Source organism: Pseudomonadota bacterium, assembly GCA_013285445.1.
Lineage (GTDB): Bacteria > Pseudomonadota > Gammaproteobacteria > Xanthomonadales > Wenzhouxiangellaceae > Wenzhouxiangella.
The window spans coordinates 1,066,542-1,087,526 of record CP053448.1 but is presented as its reverse complement, the minus strand read 5'-3'; the positions used below and the strand labels follow the sequence as shown (position 1 = coordinate 1,087,526).

The 20,985-nt window shown below is 60.5% G+C and carries 16 protein-coding genes and 1 pseudogene; 10 read left to right on the top strand and 7 right to left on the bottom strand.

The genetic code is table 11. The features are described 5' to 3' along the window. Positions 1–65 precede the first annotated feature (65 nt). From HND55_04965 to HND55_04940, 6 genes and pseudogenes are all read left to right on the top strand, one after another. Entirely contained in the window at positions 66–2,006 is a 1,941-nt protein-coding gene (locus HND55_04965) for a copper-translocating P-type ATPase (GenBank protein QKK03993.1), read from the top strand. A 16-nt stretch (positions 2,007–2,022) separates the two neighbouring features. Further along, positions 2,023–2,298 carry a DUF2933 domain-containing protein gene (locus HND55_04960; protein QKK02066.1) on the top strand — a complete coding sequence of 92 codons (276 nt, stop codon included), beginning with the start codon at positions 2,023–2,025 and terminating at the stop codon, positions 2,296–2,298. After that, a complete protein-coding gene (locus HND55_04955) occupies positions 2,288–2,953 on the top strand; it encodes an isoprenylcysteine carboxylmethyltransferase family protein (protein ID QKK02065.1) in 666 nt (221 codons plus the stop codon). The genes HND55_04960 and HND55_04955 overlap by 11 nt, the downstream gene beginning before the upstream one ends. A gap of 142 nt (positions 2,954–3,095) precedes the next feature. Continuing rightward, positions 3,096–4,025 (top strand): DMT family transporter, encoded by a 930-nt coding sequence (locus HND55_04950; protein ID QKK02064.1) that lies wholly within the window; start codon positions 3,096–3,098, stop codon positions 4,023–4,025. A gap of 41 nt (positions 4,026–4,066) precedes the next feature. Continuing rightward, positions 4,067–5,005, top strand: coding sequence for a cation transporter (locus tag HND55_04945; protein ID QKK02063.1), 939 nt, complete (start codon positions 4,067–4,069; stop codon positions 5,003–5,005). Beyond that, a pseudogene (locus HND55_04940) lies at positions 5,002–5,352 on the top strand (DMT family transporter). Before HND55_04945 ends, HND55_04940 begins: the two are co-directional and overlap by 4 nt. A 10-nt stretch (positions 5,353–5,362) precedes the next feature. On the opposite strand, the gene HND55_04935 reads toward HND55_04940, so the two are convergent. Genes HND55_04935 through HND55_04925 form a run of 3 tightly spaced genes read right to left on the bottom strand, consistent with a single transcriptional unit; the run spans position 5,363 to position 7,598 of the window. After that, positions 5,363–6,901, bottom strand: a complete 1,539-nt coding sequence (locus tag HND55_04935; GenBank protein ID QKK02062.1) for an IS66 family transposase — start codon at positions 6,899–6,901, stop codon at positions 5,363–5,365. An 18-nt stretch (positions 6,902–6,919) separates the two neighbouring features. Continuing rightward, positions 6,920–7,303 (bottom strand): IS66 family insertion sequence element accessory protein TnpB, encoded by a 384-nt coding sequence (gene tnpB, locus HND55_04930; protein QKK02061.1) that lies wholly within the window; start codon positions 7,301–7,303, stop codon positions 6,920–6,922. After that, positions 7,287–7,598, bottom strand: coding sequence for a hypothetical protein (locus HND55_04925; protein ID QKK02060.1), 312 nt, complete (start codon positions 7,596–7,598; stop codon positions 7,287–7,289). Before HND55_04925 ends, tnpB begins: the two co-directional genes overlap by 17 nt. A 120-nt stretch (positions 7,599–7,718) precedes the next feature. Here HND55_04925 and HND55_04920 point away from each other — a divergent pair, with 120 nt between their 5' ends. Together HND55_04920 and HND55_04915 are read left to right on the top strand one after the other, a co-directional pair. Continuing rightward, positions 7,719–8,273 (top strand): EamA family transporter, encoded by a 555-nt coding sequence (locus HND55_04920; protein QKK02059.1) that lies wholly within the window; start codon positions 7,719–7,721, stop codon positions 8,271–8,273. A gap of 52 nt (positions 8,274–8,325) precedes the next feature. Next, positions 8,326–8,778, top strand: a complete 453-nt coding sequence (locus tag HND55_04915) for a hypothetical protein (GenBank protein ID QKK02058.1) — start codon at positions 8,326–8,328, stop codon at positions 8,776–8,778. Positions 8,779–8,914: 136 nt separating this feature from the next. Here the strand turns inward: HND55_04915 and HND55_04910 are convergent, their stop codons facing one another. Then, positions 8,915–10,141, bottom strand: coding sequence for an ISL3 family transposase (locus HND55_04910; protein ID QKK02057.1), 1,227 nt, complete (start codon positions 10,139–10,141; stop codon positions 8,915–8,917). Between the two features lie 82 nt (positions 10,142–10,223). Here HND55_04910 and HND55_04905 point away from each other — a divergent pair, with 82 nt between their 5' ends. Then, positions 10,224–10,457 carry an SHOCT domain-containing protein gene (locus tag HND55_04905; GenBank protein QKK02056.1) on the top strand — a complete coding sequence of 78 codons (234 nt, stop codon included), beginning with the start codon at positions 10,224–10,226 and terminating at the stop codon, positions 10,455–10,457. Between the two features lie 336 nt (positions 10,458–10,793). Here HND55_04905 and HND55_04900 read toward each other — a convergent pair whose 3' ends face one another. Together HND55_04900 and HND55_04895 are read right to left on the bottom strand one after the other, a co-directional pair. Then, positions 10,794–14,201 (bottom strand): site-specific integrase, encoded by a 3,408-nt coding sequence (locus tag HND55_04900; GenBank protein ID QKK02055.1) that lies wholly within the window; start codon positions 14,199–14,201, stop codon positions 10,794–10,796. Continuing rightward, positions 14,198–16,432: a hypothetical protein gene (locus HND55_04895; GenBank protein QKK02054.1), complete on the bottom strand. Its 2,235-nt coding sequence runs from the start codon at positions 16,430–16,432 to the stop codon at positions 14,198–14,200. Before HND55_04895 ends, HND55_04900 begins: the two co-directional genes overlap by 4 nt. A 543-nt stretch (positions 16,433–16,975) precedes the next feature. Between HND55_04895 and HND55_04890 the strand changes: the two genes are divergently transcribed. Further along, positions 16,976–18,298, top strand: coding sequence for an FAD-dependent oxidoreductase (locus tag HND55_04890; GenBank protein QKK02053.1), 1,323 nt, complete (start codon positions 16,976–16,978; stop codon positions 18,296–18,298). On the opposite strand, the gene HND55_04885 is transcribed toward HND55_04890, so the two are convergent. Further along, positions 18,276–20,753: a TonB-dependent receptor gene (locus HND55_04885; protein ID QKK02052.1), complete on the bottom strand. Its 2,478-nt coding sequence runs from the start codon at positions 20,751–20,753 to the stop codon at positions 18,276–18,278. The genes HND55_04890 and HND55_04885 overlap by 23 nt on opposite strands. Positions 20,754–20,985: the final 232 nt, after the last annotated feature.

Sequence of the window (20,985 nt, the reverse complement as noted above, 5' to 3'; positions counted from 1 at the left end):
ACGGGGCCCATGGAAATACTTCAGGCCATGAGTCGCACGACAAGCATTCGGGGCACTCCCCAGCCATGTTCCGCGACAAGTTCTGGCTTTCATTCGCCCTGACACTGCCGGTGGTGTATTGGTCCGATCACATCGAGGGATTGCTGGGTTATACCGCAGTAACATTCCCGGGATCGATCTGGATCCCCCCGCTACTGGCCACGTTCGTGTTTCTCTATGGGGGCTGGGTCTTCATACAGGGGGCCATTAGAGAGCTGCGCGCTGGTCTGCCCGGCATGATGGCCTTGATTTCGCTGGCCATCGTAGTGGCTTTTCTCTTTTCCTGGGTGGTCCAGCTCAACATCATTCCCGCAGAGGCGCTCTGGTGGGAACTCGCGACACTGGTCACCATCATGCTGCTGGGCCACTGGATCGAAATGCGCTCGATTTCACAGGCGAGCGGTGCGCTACGGGAACTGGCGAAGCTTCTGCCCGACGAGGCGACGCGGATCACGGGGTCGGGTGAGGAGCGTGTTGCGGTTTCCGACCTTGAAGAAGGTGACCTGGTGCTCATCCGGCCCGGCGAAAAGGTCCCTGCAGACGGGGTGGTCAAGAAAGGCGAATCCTCGGTGAATGAATCGATGGTAACCGGGGAGTCTCGACCGCTCAAGAAGGCCGCAGAATCGGAGGTCATCGCCGGAACGATCAACGGCGAGGGCTCCCTGCAAGTCAATGTGACCGGAACCGGCGACAAAACAAAACTCTCCGGGATCATGCGCCTGGTCGCCGATGCCCAGAAATCTCGTTCCCGGATGCAGAACCTTGCTGACCGCGCCGCCCAGTTTCTCACCTATGCCGCGATTGCCGCCGCGACCCTCACACTGCTGGTCTGGTTCGCTCTTGGCGCGCCTGTCGACTTTACGGTCATCCGCGTCGTGACGGTGCTGGTCATCGCCTGCCCGCATGCGCTCGGTCTGGCAGTGCCATTGGTAGTGGCTATTTCAACCACCCTAGGTGCCCGCGGAGGGCTTCTCATCCGCGATCGGCGGGGGCTGGAGGAAGCACGTAATCTCGACGTAGTCGTGTTTGACAAGACCGGAACGCTGACGCTCGGCGAATTTCGTGTTGTGGACATGGCAACAGCTGACGAACTTTCCGACGACGAAGCGCTTCGAATCGCTGCCTCCATTGAATCGGAATCCGAGCATCCAATTGCCCGCGGCATCGTCAAGACCGCCGACGACAAGGCAATTCGCTACGACTCACCCGACAGCTTCCGAAACATCACGGGCCGAGGCGTTGCCGCGAGTCTTCAGGGGAAGGACTACCTCATGGGTGGAGCAGCCCTACTCCGCTCCGAAGAGGCCACTATCCCGGAAGCCCTTAGCAAGACAGCCGATGCCAGTGCCGAACGCGGTCAGGCCGCCATCTTTCTCGTGACAGAGGGCCAGGCCATCGCCGTATTTGCCGTTGCCGACGCCATTCGAGAAGAGAGTCGCGAGGCCGTCGACGATCTGCATGCCCGCGGCATCGAGGTGGCCATGCTGACCGGAGATTCGCAGGCTGTTGCCGATGCCGTCGGCCAAGCGCTGGGCATCGACACCGTCTTCGCCGAGGTCTTGCCTGAAGACAAGGCAACCAAGGTACGCGAGCTGCAGGCGCAGGGAAAGCGCGTGGCCATGGTGGGTGACGGCGTCAACGACGCCCCGGCTCTGGCCACTTCCGACATTGGAATCGCCATTGGCGCCGGGACGGATGTGGCTGTCGAAGCCGGGCACATCGTGCTGGTGCGCTCCGACCCCCGTGACATCCCACGCATTGTTTCGCTCTCGCGCGCAACCTACAACAAGATGATCCAGAACCTCTGGTGGGCAGCGGGATACAACATCTTTGCCATACCGCTGGCTGCCGGCGTGCTCGCAGCGTGGGGCATCCTGCTGACACCTGCGCTGGGCGCCGTGCTCATGTCCGCCAGCACAATCATAGTCGCGATCAACGCGCAACTGCTCAAACGGGCGCAACTATAGCAACGAGGAAGAGCTCATGGACCACAACCACCGAGACAATCATTCCGATCATGGGCAGCCGAATCGCTCCGTGAACTGGACATACTGGATCGTGCTCTGCGGATTCGGAGCCTTCGCGTTGCTGCTGCTGCTAGGGGAGCACCGCACACACCTGCTTGGACTGCTGCCCTTTCTGATCTTGCTGGCGTGTCCCTTCCTGCATATTTTCATGCACAAGGGCCACGGCAGCCATTCGGGACACCAACCGCACGGTGATGCGGATCAGCGTGGAGGCAACCGTCATGAACCATGAAACCATTCAGGCGTACGGTCTATGGGGTCTTGTTGTCCTCAATTCCGCAGTTTTCATACTCTTCGCCCTGAGCTTCTTCAAACCACAGTCGAAGCGGGACTGGCGGAGTTTCAGCGCCTTCAGTGCCTTTCTCGTGGCTCTTTTTGCGGAAATGTACGGCTTTCCGCTGACTATCTATCTCCTATCAGGATGGCTACAGTCACGGTTTCCAGGAATCGACTGGTTGTCACACGACGCCGGGCACCTGCTCGAAATGTTGTTCGGTTGGCAGGGCAATCCACATTTCGGGCCCTTCCACCTGGCCAGCTTTGCCTTCATCGGTCTCGGATTCTGGTTGATTGCCGCTGGCTGGCGGGAACTCTATCGAGCACAGCGAGAAGGTCGCCTGGCAACCGAAGGCCTCTACCGGCATGTGCGCCATCCGCAGTATGTCGGCTTCATTTCAATCATGTTCGGCTTTCTGTTGCAGTGGCCGACGCTGCTCACGCTGGTCATGTTTCCGGTGTTGACCTGGATGTACCTGCATTTGGCGATCAGCGAGGAGAGGGAGAGCGAAGCACGTTTCGGGAATGACTGGCGACGCTACGCGAGTGCCACGCCACGCTTCATCCCTTCTCTCCGCGGAAAATTCGGTGAGGAGGATGGGAAGTCGTGAACGTATCCTTCTACAGCGCGAACGACACCATGACGGGCTTGATTTCGCCGTTTCGTCATCCCGTCTGCGGCTGGCTGCTCGGTGGCGACTTATGCGAATTCAATGGATATGATTGCGATCAGGATGACTCCCGGTATCAGACATGACGGGTTGCCGGCTTTCCATCTTTGTGTGGGCGCCGGTCGTTGCGCTGCTGTGGGCAATTTGCTTTCCCTTCATCACCGTCGGACTGGCCGATGCGCCGCCGCTCCTTTTCGCCGCGCTGCGAGCGCTTTTCGCCGGGCTGCTCTTGTTGGCGATTCCGACCATTCTCCGGCGACCTCCCCAACCCAAAACAACGGCCAATCCGAGCAATTTGCTCCATCTGGCTGGTATAGGCCTTACCTTCACCGCGATGGGTTTCGGCGGAATGTTCTTGGGCGGCGGCAGCGTATCACCGGGACTTGCAACGGTGCTCGCGGGAAGCCAACCGCTTGTGGCTGCGCTGATGGCAGCCATCTGGCTGGAAGAGCCGCTGACGCGAAGGGTTCAGATCGGGATGATTCTCGGCTTTATCGGCGTCACAATGGTCGGGAGCGAGGCTCTTTGGTTCAGCGGGCATCGATACCTGGCCGGCATGGCATGGATCCTCGTCGGAGTCTTGGGCACCGCATCCGGCAACATACTGCTGAAACGCTTCGCAGGCACAGAAATCCTCAGACCGATGGGCCTTCAGTTGCTGTTCGGCAGTGCATTTCTGCTCGCCCTGTCCCTACTCCGTCAGGAGACCTGGCACATACAGTGGAGCCTCGGCTTGGTGGTGTCGCTGACGGTGCTCTCGTCGCTCGCCACGGCAATGATGGTGCTTTTGTGGTACGCGCTCTTGCAGCGCTATCCCCTGAACCGGCTCAACATCTTCAGCTTCTTGACACCGGCTTTCGGTTTACTGATCGGAAAGACCTTCTTCGAAGAAGCATTGTCCCTCCTGCAGCTCGCCGGGATTGCGGTAATCCTGCTTGGCATCGCGGTCATGCAATGGTGGGGCGCGAAGGGAACACGGGCCGATGAGATTCGAGACAGTGGCGATGGTTGACATCTTAGCTATCAACTTCAGTCAGATGAGAGGACGCAAATATGGATAGTCATTCAGGCTCCGCACACGCAGGCCACATGCCAACCAGTGGTCGCGGCATGACAATTGCCGCGTGGTTGACCGGCATCTATTTCATCATCGAGATGGCCATCGGTGTTTGGACCGGCTCGATTGCCGTCATATCCGACGCCTTTCACACCTTCTCGGCCGTGGGTGGCGTGTTGGTCGCCATCGTCGCGGCCCGCCTGGCTCACCGCCCCGCCGACGAGGACCGTAGCTTCGGCTGGTACCGCGCGGAACTGATCGGCGCGCTGGTCAACGGCGGCTTTCTACTGGCCATGGCCGTGTTCGTGATCGGCATGGGTGCCATGCGCCTGGCCGAACCCATCGACCTGCCCCCGGCGCCGATGCTTTGGGCCGCCGCCGGCGGTCTGGTCACCGAAGTCATCTCCCTGGCCCTGATCTGGAAGCAGAGCCGCAGCGATCTCAATGTCAAGGGCGCCCTCTGGCACATTATCCAGACTTTCATCGGCAGCCTACTGATCATCGTAACTGCACTAGTCATCCACTTCACCGGCTTCCTACTGATCGATCCGCTGCTGGGCATGGCATTCGGCTTCGTGCTGCTGTGGGCGAGCTGGGGCATCCTCAGGGATTCGATGCATCTCCTGATGGAGGGCACACCGGCCGATGTGGACCTTGCCGAAATCACCGAGGCGCTCAAGCGACTGGAACACGTCAAGGATGTGCACCATGTCCACGCCTGGGCCTTGACTAGCGGACGCTACATATTCTCGGCGCACCTTAAGGCGCGGGAGGCAGCCGATCCGCACTTGATTCTTAAGGCGGCCCACCGAACGCTCAAGTCGGATTATGGCTTCTTCTTCTCCACACTGCAGATCGAGACTCAATGCCTGGATGAATCCGGTGCCGAAGACATAGACATCACTTCGCCGGACACACAAGGAGAGTCACATTGAAGACGCTCTTGCTTTTGGCACTGATCACGGTTTCGGAGGCCACAATCGGTGTGTTCGTCAAGCTTACCGACGGAAGAATTCCGATTCACACGCTGACCTTCTATGCCATGGGCTTTGCCGCGATTTTCCTTTTCGCCGCGCGCTGGCTGGCAACACGAGAACCCCCTCGCTTTCCCTTTGGCAACGTCAAGGATACGTTCATCATTGGGGTGCTGATCGCAGCACAGGGTGGCTTCTTCAATTTCGCCATGTCCCTTGTCCCAATCGCCAACGCCGTTATCTTCTGGAGCATTGCGCCATTTTTCGTATTCATATTCTCCTGGGCCTTCCTGGGCGAGAAGGCTAGACCGTAAGCGCCTACAAATCCCCACCCTTGACGTTGCCCGGCAGTAATGCGTCAATATCGTCGATGGTTTCGGCCAGTGGCAGCTCTTGAAAAACATGACGCAGGTAGGCATAGGGCTCGATGGCGTGGCCCTTGGCGGTTTCGATCAGGCTGTAGAGGTTGGCGCTGGCGCGAGCGCCCGCTGGTGACTTGGAGAACAGCCAGTTCTTGCGGCCGATGGCGAACGGCCGGATGGCGTTTTCGATGGCGTTGTTGTCGATCGGGTAGCGGCCATCGTCGAGGTAGCGCACCAGCGCTGGCCATTGGTTGTGCAGGTACTGAAGCGCTTCGCCCAGCTTGGTCTTTGGGGCGACACGCGGCAGTGTCGTGGTCAACCAGGCGTTCAGCTGGTCGATGACGGGCTGTGACTTGTCCTGGCGCAAGCGGTGGCGCTCGGTCGGGTTCAGCGCCTGGGCTTCGCGCTCGATCCGGTAGAGCTTGCCGATCAGCGCCAGGGCCTGATCCGGGCGTCCGATCTTGCCCTTTGGCTGGAGCTTGGCGGCATCGAAGAACTTGCGCCGGGCATGGGCCCAGCAGCCCAGACGGGTGATGCCATGGTCTCGACAGGCCGCGCCATAGCCGGAATAGGCGTCGGCCATCAGGGCACCGGAGAAGCCTTCCAGGCGCGCCACGGGCACATCGCCGGCACGACTGGCTTCGTAGTGATAGACCCGCAGCCGCTGCCCTGGTGGGCCAGATCCCATGACCCACATGTAGCTGTTGCTTCGTGCCGGCTTGCCGGGTTCGTCGAGGACCTGGACGGTGGTCTCGTCCATGCCGATGACCGGGGCTTCGAGGATCTGCTCGGTCAGACGATTGATCAGGGGCTGGACCAGCTTGCCGCAGCGGATCATCCAGTTGGCCAGGGTGGTGCGGTCGAGCTCGACGCCCAGCCGCGCGAACTGCTGAATCTGTCGGTACAGCGGCAGGGCGTCGACGTACTTGGCCGTGGCGATGTAGGCCAGCAGGCCCGGTGCGGCCATCGACTTGCCCAGCGGCTGGGCGGGCTTGGTGGCGGTGGCCACATGCCCTTCGCAGCAGGGGCAGGCGTACTTCAGCCGGACGTGGCGGATGACCTTGACGCTCGCCGGAATGATATCGAGCTGCTCGGAGGTCTCCTCGCCGATGCGCTCCAGAACCGCACCATCGTGCGGACAGACCTTGTCGGCCTCGGGCAGGTCGTGAATGACTTCCTCGCGCGGCAGCTCCGGCGGCAGGGCCGGCCGGCCCCGACGCTGGCGAGAGTGCGGCTTGACAGCGACCTCGGGGGGCTCGCTTGCCGCGATCTCCTCGGCTTCGTTGAACAGGCCCAGCTGATCTGCACTGGCCTGCTCGCTGGTGCCGGCAAAGGTCTTGCGCTGGAAAGTGCGGATGATCTCTTCGAGCTGATGAATGCGCGCTTCGCGCGCCTCGAGGGTTGCCTGCTGGCTGGCCAGCTGCGCCTGGAGAGCGGCGATCTGATCGGCCGTTGAGGGATCTGCAACAGAGGCTTTGTTGACGGCCGACGACATGCAGAAAGTATAGCATAATCAATAGCATGAAGCACCACCAATCAACGAATTAGTGGCCGAAAAGTGCAGTTGTTGATGGCCCTGCATGCGCATCACATCAAAACCCTCGAGCAGCCAGTTGAACTCACGCTCGCCCCAGCGGATCACGCCGTCGGCATGCTTGCGCGGCCACTGGAACTTCGCCTTCTCCAGGCGCTTGTACCAGAGGCAAAAGCCGGTCTGGTCCCAGTAGAGCACCTTGAGCCGGTCGCGGTGGCGGTTGCAGAACACGTACAGCGCATCGGCGAACGGATCCAGGGCCATCTGCTGCTCGACGATGGCCGCCAGGCCGTCAATGGACTTGCGAAAGTCCACCACGTCGCGGTGCAGGTAAACCTTGGGCAGGTCACGAAACAGACGCATCGGCCAGCTCCCGCATCAGTTGGGCGACCCAGGCCGGACAAGCCGAGCTTGGAAGCTCCAGCGCGACACCGCGCCACGACACCGCTATCTGGCCGGTGAGCTGAGACGGCATCGGCGGCGCGACCGCGACCAGGCCCTGATGCGTATCCGCCTCGCGCAGCGCCTTGCGGCGCCGGTAGAAGGACTTCGGTGTCAGGCCATGGCGCTGACAGAACTCAGCCACCGACTCTGCGCCGGCAGCCTGCTGCGCGATCAGCTCTCGCCACTGATCGGCTTTGAGGTAACGTCTGCTCACTTGCTTGCTCCATCCTGAAAATCGATGGAATCAGCATAGTGATCTATGCGTCGTTGAGAAGAGTGTCGGTTCGTAGGCGCTTACGCTAGACCGGCCTACATCGTCATTTTTGGCCTGGCCATGGTGGGTATCGTGCTGGCCAATCCGCTCGGGGATGGCTACACCCTGGGGAATCTCGTGGCTTTGTCGACCGGCGCCATCTACGCAGCGATGGTCACCTACATGCGCTACGAGGGCATGACCGAGACGGGCAACGACATTGCCTGGTCGTTGCTGGCTGCAGCGCTGGTGCTTTCACCGTCAGTGCTGCTATTCGGCTCCGGCACGCCACTCGAAACCATTCAGTATCCGGCCCTGGGCGATATCACGCTGCCCGCGATCACCTGGGCCGTGGGACTCGGCGTGATATCCACCGGCTTCGCCTATTTCGGGATCTCGATCGTGCTCAAGTCGATCAGTGCCAATGTCTATGCGCTGGTTGACATCATCGTCTCTCCCGTTGTCGCTGCGACCTTCGGCTGGCTGATCTTCTCGGAGACACCCGGAGAGCGAACGATCTACGGCGGTGCATTGCTCCTGGTCGCCGGCTTCTGGCTGACCCGGAGAATGAGCAAGGGCAAGGAACACGCACCCGCCCACCCTTGTCATACTCAACAGGGTGTCAACACATGCTGAAACCCACAGGTCAGTATCCCACAACTCACGCTCGATCAATAGGAGAGCAATCATGAAAAATGTGATTACGACCACAATCCTCGCAATGAGCTTCACCCTGCCGCTCGCTATGGCCGATGAACAACATCACGACGATACTGGCGACAAAACGCACACGATGGAAATGCAGAGCGAGTCCATGACTGAAGGCGGCATGATGGATCATGCCGCGATGCAGGAACGCATGGAGGCTATGCGCCAGACCATGCAGAGAATTCGTAATTCAGAAGACCCAGACACCAGAAAGCGACTGATGCAGGACCACATGCGCCAGATGCATGCCGCCATGGGCGCAATGAAAGGCATGGGCGATCGCCACAGCGGAATGCACGAAAACATGAAGCAATCGGACGGTCAGCGCTGTCGGCAGATGATGGAAATGCACTCGCAGATGATGCAAGGCATGATGGAGCAGATGGAAGCCCGTATGCAGATGGAGAAAGGGCAATCTGAGAGCACGAACTGAGTGATTGGCCGGTGCGCAGGCCGCGCATCACGTAGGGCTGGATGCGCGGCCTGCGCCCCCACTTAATGACGTGCGGAGCTTCCCACTTACCCTCTGGAGAAATAAACGGCTCTTCACTGAATCGTGTGGGTAGCATTCATTTTCGCACCGCCTCCGGGTAGAGATCGAGGCCACCGAGGTGGAAGTAGATCGCAGCCTTGAAGCGCTCCTTGTTTCTGAACCCTCGGGCGTCGCGCTTGATCTTCTGGATCATGGTGTTGAAGCCTTCGGCGCGGGCATTGGTCGCGCCTGTGACCACGGCCGTCAGGACGCCTTCGAGATGAGCCTTGATCGTTCGCGCGACCTTCTTGACCGGCTCCAGGCGCGAGCGGATCGCCCAGTTGTACCAGTCCATCCAGGCCCGACGCGCCCAGCCTCTGACCTGGTAGTCCCACAGGCACATCGCGTGGGTCTTGATTGCCCAGGCCCGGGCGGTTTTGAGGTTGGCGGATTTGAGCGCCTGGAGACGGCCCCAGTTGTTGTCGGTCATGTTGTCGGGATGCTGCAGCCAGAGATAGCGGCTTTTGATCAGGACCGACTCGCCTTCGGCCAGCAAGGCCTTGTGCTCGGCCCGGCGAACCTTGTCGACGGCATCGCCGAGATGCATGGCGACGTGGAACTTGTCGAAGGCGATCTTGTGCACCGCCCCCGGAACATGGGCCAGCGTCGAATCGATGAAAGGGCGCCACATGTCCATCGCTACCGTTCGCAAGCCTGCCAGCGCCTCGGCCGGCTGCGCCGCGTACCAGGCGTCCAGGCTCGCACGCTTGCGGTCGTCGGCGATGTGCAGCACCCGATCGCCGCTGCTGATCACCGTCACATACTGGTGCCGGCGCTGAAACGCCGTCTCGTCGATGCCGATCGCGTCCGGAAAGTCCTGCGTCCGCCGCGCCAGACCCCGCGCCACCGCGCGCTCCTGCACGCCGCTGACCGCCGACCAGCTCAAACCGAGTCGCTCGGCAACCTCCGAGATCGTGCCGATCTTGAGCCAATCGATCACCAGCGCCTCGAAAAGCGCCGTCAGTCGAGAGTTGTTCTCCGCCCACGGCACCGGCAGCTGATGAACGCCGTGCTCGGGACACCGAAGCCTCGGCACCTGCGCGACCAGCCAGGTCTTGTACTGGCAGGTGTCGAGATGCCGCCACTTGCGCTCGCGGGTGTCGTAGCCCGAACAGGCCGCACCGCACTGCGGGCACGCCAGATCCGAGCCGGAGTGCCGAATATGGACCGTCACGCCGGTGCCGGGCAGGTCGACTTCCACCTCGGACACCTCCCAGGGCGCCTGAACGCCGAGAATCTGGCGGTAAAGCTCGCGGTCGTGCATGAAACTGGACTCGAATCGGGGCCAGCCGGTAGCCTATCCGAACCGGTCAACCCACACAAAACCGGGAAGAGCCAAATAAACAATGGACTGGACGGGATCACATGGATGGATGGGTATCGGATGGTTTTTTATGCTGCTCTTTTGGGGGCTGCTCATCATCGGGCTTTTTGCGATCATTCGTTGGCAGTCGACAAGTGCCCGCCAGAACCACCGCGACCCAACAAAGCAAGCGCTCGAAACGCTCAAGGATCGCTACGCCAGAGGCGAAATCGATCGTGAAGAGTACGAACAAAAGCGACATGATATTGATCGATAACAGGCCGGCCCATGACGCAACAGGATTGGATCCATGTAGGCTCGCGGGTGACAGCATCAGCGACCTCTCCAGGGCGCCATGAAATCGGAGTCAAACACATTGGAATCAAGAACCCAGAAATCCGAACCCACCCACCGTCGGTTTATTGGCAGTGCCCTGGGGCTGATACTCGCCACCCGCGTCACTCTGTCTGCCATTCCGTTCGTGCGCTTGGGCTTCCCACGGTCTCGTGGGCACTTCTGACCTATGATTGAGCGTAGGAGGAAGTGACATGAGCAGTCAAAGATATACCCCTGAATTCAATGACGAGGCAGTGCGCTAGGTCGTTGATCGCGGCTAGTCAGTGCGCTTCTCCTTCAACAGTGCGGAGATAGCCGCAATGCCATAGAAGCAGCCTACCCGCCATCCAGAACCTGCACGGTTGGCTACGTTTGCCCGTGACGGGCGGCGCAGCTCCCCCACTTCAAGTGCCGCAAGCGCGAGGACGCGGATTTTTACGATGCCAAATTCGGGATGGGCCTGAGACCGGCGAGTGACCGCGTGGCTGGCCTCGTTGACGCGCAATTTTCGGCTTCTGGCTAGCCTTCTGAGCCGCTTACTCCACTCGCCTGGTGTTGGTTCGTCTACGCGCGGAAGTGCTTCAATTTCAACTTCTATTCGCTCCGGCGGGATCCGGAGACTCCTGATCGTCTGAATTGCACCTGCGAACCCATCGGTGCTGACTGCCCTGATGACCGCTTCGCTGCCGGAGTGTGCCAGAAGGAGATCCCGGACGGGCTTGATGATCTCCTCGATGACTCGTGTATGTTCCAGATTCATTTCACGCGCCCGCCGGGCCAGCAGCCGATAGATTCGATTTGCCTCACCCATCTCCTCTCGCGAGTGATGAGGCGGTGCGGGTCCGAAATCGCCGGGTTGGGCGCGACGGTAAAGGTCAGGCAGACGCTTTGGCTTCTTATTAGGCTTCAAGTTCCGGAGATTCCTTATGCCCGACGTTGACTCGGTGCGGTAGCCGGCCAGACGGAGGCACATGTCCTTGAAGTTCTGGATCTGCGCTTCGGGCAAGTTGAAGAGACGCGCTCGGGCTTCCGGTGTGTGGTTCCGTTGGAGCGAGAAGAGCAGCGCATGAATCGTCTCCAGATCGAGATCCAACAAGGTCGGCTCTTCAACCTGGAACCTTGGCAAGCGCACCTTGTGCCCGGCCCTTGCCTTGGGTGTAGCTGGATCCAGTTGCTTGATCAGTCTTTTGGTCGAATCGTGCATCTGGTCAAATTCGGCGTCTTCGCTGGCTTCCGAAGCGCCGACCGCGTGTCTCGCGCGCCGCTGATGCAGGGAAGTTTCCTTTCGTCCTTCCAGAGCGGCCCATAATCCTAGCGGTAGATTTCTGAGTTGTTCCCGGAGATGAAGGTGGCACACGATATCCTGGGTGTGGACGTAGGACTGCAGCGTAATATCCGGGTCAAGGTGGCCGGCGAGCGTACTCAGGGCGTAAATTGCTTCTCGTGGCATGAGGCCATTCCTGGAGAACGGATTTTGGTGCCTGCGACGCGGCTCGAGCACGTTGCGGAAGATCTTCGAAAAGCAGCCGTGGCGGAGTGTGTAAGCCACAACCGCCGGGTCACCCGTGATCTCCCGCAACAGTTCCGTTAGCGTTCCGAAATACTCCCTGGAGGATATTCGCGTGTTGACGCCCTGGCTGGGCGTAAGAATGATGGCGCTCCGCAGGTTCGAGTCCCTGTATACGGACAACCTGGCGTAGAGGAACGCTTGAAATTCCTCCATTTCTTTGGGCGTCAGAAACCAAGACAGGGGAATTTGGCGCACGCCGGAGGGTGTTTTCAAGACTTCGCTGGATGTCGCGTGCAAATAGAGGATCGGCTCCGCTAATCCTTGCTTGAGCCGGTCGCGTGCCGCCCCCTGAATATGGCGATACTCCAGCCCGATCAGTTCATTGGGCCTGAGACCAGCCCGAAACATCAGCATGGAGATGATCCTCAGCACTTGCGTCTGGTGACCGGGCTTTCCGTCCCCGGAAAGGGCCTGCATCAGCCGCCTGTAGTCATCCCTCGATATCAGCGTAGAACGGGTGCGGGCGGCGGCATCGACCTCGCCGTCTATAGCGGCCGGCGGAGCATCGAAAGTGATCATCAGGAAGCGGTGAAAGTCTCTCAGGTTGCCAATTGCCTTGGTTCGATCAATTGCGGAATCGAGGCTTTCGATAACCTCGTCATAGAAGCTCTCCCAGTCCGCGGGGCCCATGCCTTCCATGGACAATTCGGCCCCCAGGGCAATCAGCGCCTGGCCGAGTCGGCTGGTGTACCGGCGAGCGGACGAGCACCGAATGCGTCCCTGCTTTTTGGATGGTTGCTTCAGCTTCCAGAGGATCCAGCTGTAGAAAGCGCATAGCAGGGGCGCCATATCCTCTTCCCGCTTCTCGAGCACCGCCTCTATGCGCTTTACGGCCGGGCCGTTCTTGTCCGCCTTTTTCAGGTTTCCCGGCTCACCGAGCGTTTGGTTCAAAACCTTGATGAGGTCTTCCTGACGCTGGAAGAAAGCCGGCTTGTCGCCCTTGAACTCGGGCTCTTTGGGTTCGGTTGTCGCCAAACCGGCTGTGGCGTCCGAGACTTCCTCCACTGGATCGGGCGTATCGACGATCAAATCGAACTGGTAACGCCACCAGGTTCGCTCGCTCATGGACTGGCCACTGGTGGTGGATCTGAGGAAATTGACCAGGACGGGGGGCAAATATAGCGACGTTCTTGCAGTAGCTGCCCTGAAGAGCTCTGTGGGGTTGGTTACAGCCGCAGTTCGCAGTTCCGCGCCTGTTATCGGGAGCGTTCTGAGATACTTCACATAGTGACCGAGCGCGTTCTGTACTTTGGTGCGCTCGATGACTTCGCGCCGCTCATCCCCGGAATATGCGGAATGCCAGCGAGTGACGAGCCCCAGCGTCACGGGGTCCAGAAACCAGCGCCGGACCGGCGCATCAAAGTCGATGCCCTCCCCGGCTGGCTCCTCGTCATCATCGTCATGGTCATCCGGATCACGGTCATCGAGCGGAAACGAAACCCAGGCCAGCTCCTTATGCGCGTGAAGTCCGTCACAGAGTTCGGGGAGGAGTTTTCGGTAGAGGCTCTGGTTCAGGAGACCTCCATTGACGATCGCCGAGAATACAATCCGCCCCAGAGTGCGCAAGCGATGATTGTGCTCTCTCTTGGCCTTCTGCTTCTCGGCTTTCTTCCGCTCAGCTTCCTTTTGCTCCTCAGATTTCTTTTGCTCCTTAGCTCTCTTTTTATCCTTCTTCTTGGACTCCTTTTCAGTCAGCTTCCGTTCGATAATCACCGGGTGTATGGGCGCATCCAGGTTTTCCCTCACATCGACCAGGAATCGTTCGATCAACAATTCCAGCTCACTGACCAGGGTCATTGCATTGCCCGCGAGCGGGGACTTGTCGCGTTTGATGTAGGTAGCCGGCGGCGGCAGACAGACGGAGCCGCCCGTGGCGGCCTCAAGATCCTTAAGACGTTTTCTCAGGTGCTTGCGGGCGGCCTTCCAGTGCCGCGGCTCGATGGCCGGCTCGACTTGTTTCACCAAGGATTCGGAATCCTTTCTCGACAGTCCCGCCCCTGCCCGTTTGGCGACGAGATCCGGGGCAACCTTCCCCAGTAAATGCTCTACTGTCGAAAGGGCGCGCTGCTCGTCCTGTAGACGCGCCTGCCGGCGCTCCTCAGAGGTTCTTTTCAATGCTGGCTCCCCGGCAACACTTCCCATCCGAGCTCTTCCCAAATCGAGTTGAGGGCTGCCTCGGCCCCCTCCCGCATCACCATTGGTGACATTGCACTGTGCCGGGCGTAGGGTTCAGCGCCAATGCCCCCATGCCCCATCCAGGCGTCGACAACCCCACCATCGACTTCCTTCTCACGAAGCCGGGTTCTCAGATAGTGACGGTGGGAGTTCGCCGCGAACGGGTAGTCGGGCAAGTGCTGCTCGAGCCGCCGCTGATTGACTTGCAGAATCGCCGGCCCCTCGCCAATGAAGCGGAATGCGGCCTCACGATTCACCTCCCCGAAGATGGAGCGCGTCGCGGAGTCGACGTATTGCAGGTAGGTTTCAATCTGCTGCTGGACCGGCTCAATCAGCCAGACGACACGGGCGCCGTATTCGTCGTTGGAATCCTTGTCGATCACGCCCAGGAATCCTGAGCGCGCGGCGTACAGCGGCAGCTCGATCGGGTCGCGGACCGCGCGAATTCCCGTCATCCACTGAATCTGGCGTATGACGTAGGCAGTCATCGCATTGTGTACTTCGATCCAGCGAGAGGCTGTGCGCCGCCCGCGCCCCGCCATGAGGACGGAAATGCGCTCCTTCATCGACCGTACGAGGTCGCTGATGCTGTCGCGATACGGAACCGCTGCCGAACCGACGTCCGGGTTTATAACCTTCAGCACGGCATGCCGCCTATCGTTCGACGACGGCCGTTTTAATTTGGCGCCCCAAACTCTCGCATATTGGTTTCGTAGATGGTCGCTCTGAGTCGAGTAGTAATAGAGCCGGGAATCGTTCGAGCGGCGATGACGGTTGCTGAGCAACAGCGCCTCGGCCATATCGCCATCGAGCGCGTAGATCGCGCCCCAGAGGAACAGACTGATCCGATTGAGCGTCAGATGGGTGTGGTGGATATCGTTGAGCTTGGAGACCCGGTCCTTCAGCTTCTTGGGCAGTTCATCAGCCGGCCCAAGGGCGTCCCCGCATAACAGGCCGCCATCGGGAACCCGACTGGCCAACTTCACAATCCGCTCTCCAATAGGCAGGTGGGTGGGAATCTTCAGATAGAAGCGATTGGCGGGCCGTCTGAAATGGTGTCGATACTCCGAATCGGGTCGCCAGGAGTCGGGTAAGCGTGCAACAGGCACCATAAACTCCGCATATTCCTCCACATATTCCAGTACCACCCCCAGCGCCGTTGGCTGGGGCGGCACCTGTGAATGCTTGCTCCAGACCCGTACATGGTGCAGATCCTTTTCCTCGCAGCCCGTCAGAAGCATGAAACCAAGCAGTGTGTCGAGCATCCAGTCCAGATCAGCACCCTTTGGAGGCGACACAGGGCCCTTAGGGTGCAGCAAAGGAGCCAGCGCCGGCTCGTGGAGCATTTCACGCCGATTGGGAACTTGTTGCTGGTTCGTCTTGTACGCGCGAGCCCTCAGAATCAAGCGCTGCTGGGCCTGGTTCTCGCTTAGCTGCCGAGCCGGGAAGTTCTCGTTGCGCGACGGGGGCACCTCGGCATAGAGGGTCTCCCGGGTCGTTTCGTACTCAGTAGGGAGCCCCTCCGACTGCAGCTCGGCGCGCGTTTCTTCGTCCGGACGCTCTTGTATCAGCGCTGGCTTTCGGGAGGTAGGATCATCATCGGCAGCATCAAGAACTGTGGTCTCGATTTCGCGCTTTCTGTGTCCACCACCACCCTGCCTTGTGCGGGGAACCCGGTCCTCCCGGACGTCACGCAGGAGGGGTAACAGCCCACTCACCACCCTCCAGTCAATTTCCGAAAGCGGGCGCCTGGATTGCTGAAGCTTCTCCAGTTGATTGCACAATGAGCTCGGACTCGAAGAACGACGGATGATCGCGCCGATACGCTCATCCGAATACCGGCCCCGCGCAATTTGCCTGCATGAGAGCCCGGCACTGCGCACCGGAGGCCCATGCCCTTTCTGGACAATGTGGTACTCACGCAATGCTACTGAAACCAGATACAGCGCCTGCAGTTTTCGAGCGACATCCGCCAGCGGCACGATCGGCTGTATGGCCAGAGCGGCAAAAACCGGGTAGTGGGTGATGAAACCGTGGGTAGGCAGGGCGCCAAGGGGCTCGCTGGCGCTGGCCGGTACCGGAGCTGCCATCTGCCTAAGGGGCGCCACAATCCAGTGGGCCGCCGTCTCCCGGGACGTGATGGTCTCGACATCGCTGAGAATCTGGGACATGGTGTGGCGCACCTGAGGCCAGTCCGGATGAGAGTCGTCCGGCGCCCCCATGAGGACCATTAGGCGAGCTACGGCATCAGACACGCGGGCTCCGGAACCTGATTGCCCCGAAACACCCTGAAACTAGCAAAAAAACTCGGGCAGGAGTCAAAATTTAAATACTTTTCAATCTATACATATTGGGCACAACTGTGCCTCAATTTACATCGTTTTTCAAGCCGACGAACCCCTGAAAACGCCATTTGACAGCACTTAGCGCCCACTGGTAGACTTCAACATACTTACATAGTACTTGGCTTCGGGAGGCAGGGGCCGGAGGTTCAAATCCTCTCACCCCGACCACAATCATTTTCCCGCAAAAAGGCCGGCCGGTGCGCCGGCTTTTTTACTCATCAAATCGCGTAGTTTTAGACACCGGCCCTGCGCCCGGCATCCTCCGTTTCCGTGTTTTTCTGTGGAGCAGTTCCGTGCCAGAATCCGGACAGCTGTCGCTTGCCTGAAAGTCAAGGTATAGTCTGGACACTGGTTTGAAGGGAGCTGCGCATGAAACGACGCCGGCTTTTGCAGGGACTGCTGGCCGCTCCGCTGGTGTGGCCGCTGACCGGCCTGCGGGCGGCCGGGTTGAGGCCGGAATCCGGCCGTCAGGTGGTTGTCGTCGGCGCCGGCGCCTTTGGCGGCTGGACGGCACTGCGCCTGGCCCAGGCCGGGGCGCGGGTCACCCTGATCGAACGCTGGACACCGGGACACCTGCTGTCGAGCTCGGGCGGGGATACTCGGGTGATCCGGCACATGTATGCCAATCCACTCTATGTTCGCATGGCTGCCCGTTCGCTGGCGATGTATCAGCAAGCCGACGAACAGTGGCGCCAGCGCCTGCTGCATCGCATCGGCGTGCTGTTTCTTGGCCAGTCAACCGGAGCAGCTTTCTTCGAGGCCGGTCAAGCCGCTCTCGACGCGGTCGGGATCGCCCACCACAAGCTCAGCGCAACCGGAGTCGCCGAGCGCTGGTCGCAGCTTGGCATGGAGGGTATCGAACAGGCCGTGTTCGAGCCGCAGGCCGGCTACCTGGAAGCTCGACGCGCCTGCCAGGCCGTGCACGCCGCCTTTCAGGCGGCCGGTGGCCGGTATATCCAGGCGCAAGCTGTCCCAGGCCCGTTGCGCGCGCAGCGGCTGGGCTCGATCCGGCTGGACGACAACACCGCCATCGAGGCCGACGACTTCGTGTTCGCATGCGGCCCCTGGCTGCCGAAGCTGTTTCCCGAGGTATTCGGCGCGGCATCGGACGCGCCGCTGAGCGTCACTCGACAGGATGTCTATTACTTCGATACACCGCCCGGGGAATCCAGCCACACAGAAACGGCGCTGCCGGTCTGGGCGGATTTCGGCGAGCGACTCTGGTACGGCATACCCGGCACAGGGACGCGCGGTTTCAAGGTCGCAGACGACACGCACGGCGACATCATCGAGCCGGAATCGACGCCCCGCAGCGTGCGCCCGGAACACGTTGAACTGGCCCGTGACACCCTCAGACGGCGCTTTCCGGCGCTCGCCGATGCCCCGCTGCAGGGCGTCCAGCTGTGTCAGTACACGAACAGTCCGGACGGCGACTTCATTGTCGACCAGCATCCGGAAGCAAGCAATCTCTGGCTGGTCGGGGGCGGGTCGGGCCACGGCTTCAAGCATGGCCCGGCACTCGGCGAACTGGTGGCCGAAAGCGTCCTCGAAGGTGTCCCGGCAGAGCCGGCCTTTGCCTTGTCCCGGTCAGGGAACCCGCGATCCGGCTTCCGGGTAACGCAAGTGGCCGCGCCCCTCGGGGACGCGGCCACTCGCTATCTGACGGGGGTCAGAACCGGGCGCGCAGATTGATTCCGTATGTGCGCGGCTGGTTGGTGCGAAACGCCAGGCGCGCGCGGCCACCGCGCTCGCGGTCGAACGACAGCAGTGCATTCTCGTCGAATACGTTGTCGACGAACAACGTCACGACATAGGTGCCGAAATCAATACCGCCGCTGAGGTAGGCAATATTGTAGGACGGCAGCTCGAGATTGAGCATGGTGACCTCGGCGCCGGTCATGCCGCCAAAAGGCAGACCATGGGCAAAGTTGCCGGCACCGGGAACCTGGTCACCGGGCTGCGTGAAGCGCGAACCCACATACTGCCAGGAGGCCGTTACGAAACCCTCTGCATCGGCCCAGGCGAGCGGGAAGTAGTACGCGCCGCTGAGCGAGAACTGTGATTCAGGCACCGAAGGCAAGCGATTGCCGGTCTCGACGCCACCGAGCACGTTGCCCTCGGCATCGAACACGGTCGAATCGAACTCCGCGTCCACCATGCTGCCTGCAAAGGTCAGCGAGAGCCGGTCGATCGGCCGCCAGGCCAGCTCGGCCTCCAGCCCAGTCGATGAGGCACTGGGCACGTTAAAGGAGATACGCGAGGAGCACGAGCCGGCATCCAGCGTCACCTGCAGGTCATCGATATCGGCGTGGAACAGCGCCGCGGTAAAACTAAGAGTTCGCGTCTGAGCTTTGAGGCCCAACTCGTAGTTCCAGAGCGTTTCGTCGTCATAGTCCTGAAAATCACCGAAGATCTCGAGATCCTCCGGCGTGCACAGGGTGATATTGAGCGGGTCGTTGACGCCGCCGAGGCGGAAACCCTGTGAGACCTGCGCGTTGACCGAAATGGTGTCGTTGACCCGGTAGTTGGCCAGAAGACGGGGCGTAAAACCGTCCGACGAGGTTTCATCGACCACACCGCTGTCGCCGGCGGCGAACAGCCCACCGGTGGTGATCGTGCGCACTTCATCGAAGTCGTAGTAACGGCCACCGAGCGTCAGCGTGAGCTGTTCGGTCGCATACCAGCTGGCTTCTCCGAATATCGCGAGCTGTTCGATGTTGTAGGGCAGATCGGAATTGAAGGGTGAATCGGGCCCAAAGCCGTTGGCAACCGCTGCAGAGGTACCCTCGCCCAGCACCGCGTCAGTGAAGGCGTCGTAGCCCGGCGTCGGCAATCGCTGGGCATAGATCCGGTCGGTGTCGGAATAGAAAGCGCCCACCAGCCAGTCGAACGTGCCCTCGGTGTTGGAAGCCAGGCGGATCTCCTGGGTGAACTGCTCGACGTCAGTGGTATCGCGCAGGTTCGACGGCAGCAGCACCGCCTCGTCCGGATAGCCCAGATCGACCGACACGCTGCCGGTCAGTGCGCTGGCATCGCGGCTGACCAGAATATCCCGTTCCGTAAAGCTTGTCACCGAAGTCAGGTCAAAGCGATCAAAGCTGAACTCCGCGGTCAGGTCGGCGAGCAGAAACTCATCGTTAAACTCCTCGTCGAGCAGCAGAAACTGCTGGCGCTCGTCGAAGTCGATGGCAGGCCGCTCGGTGGTAAACGGGTTGGCGAACAGGTTGAACACTTCCTGCCGGTTCAGCCCGTCGGCGTCAATCTCCTGATAGATGATGCGGGGCGTGATCGAAAGGCGATAGGTGGGCTCGAAAGTCGCCGCCGCGCGAATGCCGCTGCGGCTGCCGCTGTTGACGTCCTTGGTGACTCCGCCGCCTTCGCGCAGCGCATCAATATAACCGCCGAACTCGGTGTAGTAGCCAACCAGGCGCAGAGCCCCGCTGCCGTTGCCGAACGGCGCGTTGACCATGCCCTTGAAGTGACCACCTTCGCCTCCGTCGTCGATGCTGTTGAGCTCGGTTTCAAAGCTCGACTCGAACTGGGCCAGGTTGGGCTGATTAGTGATGTAGCGGATGGTCCCGCCGATCGATCCCGAACCGAACAGCGTGCCTTGCGGGCCACGCAGGGTCTCGACACGGTTGAGATCGTAGAGGTCGAGATCGGGCGTGAACAGCGACAGCGAGATCACCGATTCGTCCAGGTACACACCCACCTGCTCCTTGACGCCGGGCTGGTCACGCACGATCTGCCCGGCTGAAACGCCGCGAATGGCAACCTGGCTCTGGCCCGGACCGAGATTCTGGATGGTCAGTCCGGCGACATTGCGCGACAGGTCCTCGATCGTCTCGGCACCGATGCGCAGAATATCCTCGCTGGTCTGGGCGTTGATCGAGAACGGCACGTTCTGGATGGTCTGTTCGCGCTTGGTGGCGGTCACCACAAGCTTGGACAGGTCGGCATCGTCGTCGTCCGACTCCTCGTCCGGTGACTGTGGGGCCGGTGGCGCCTGGGCATCCTGGGTTTCGGCGCTGGCCACTGCGTCAGTCTCTGAGCTCACCGCCACACTCGCGCCTGGTTCCGGCTCGGCGGAGTCGACCGCGGCGCTCAGCGAACCGGCCAGCATCAGTCCCAGCGAAAACACACCCATACAAATACGGGAAACATAATGGGTTTGGAAACAGCAGTTCATCGTTAAAACCTCCCTATATGGCCGCTTGAGTATATGTCGTTTCGCACGCAAAATATAGACTGACACCACAACGCCAGACCCGGGCCGGCTCCCAGGTCCGCGCCTTCCCGATCATGAACCCGGCAGCAATGTGGATTGCATTCAGCCGTACTGTTCAAGTGGAAGCAAGGCATCGAAACGCCACGGCTGC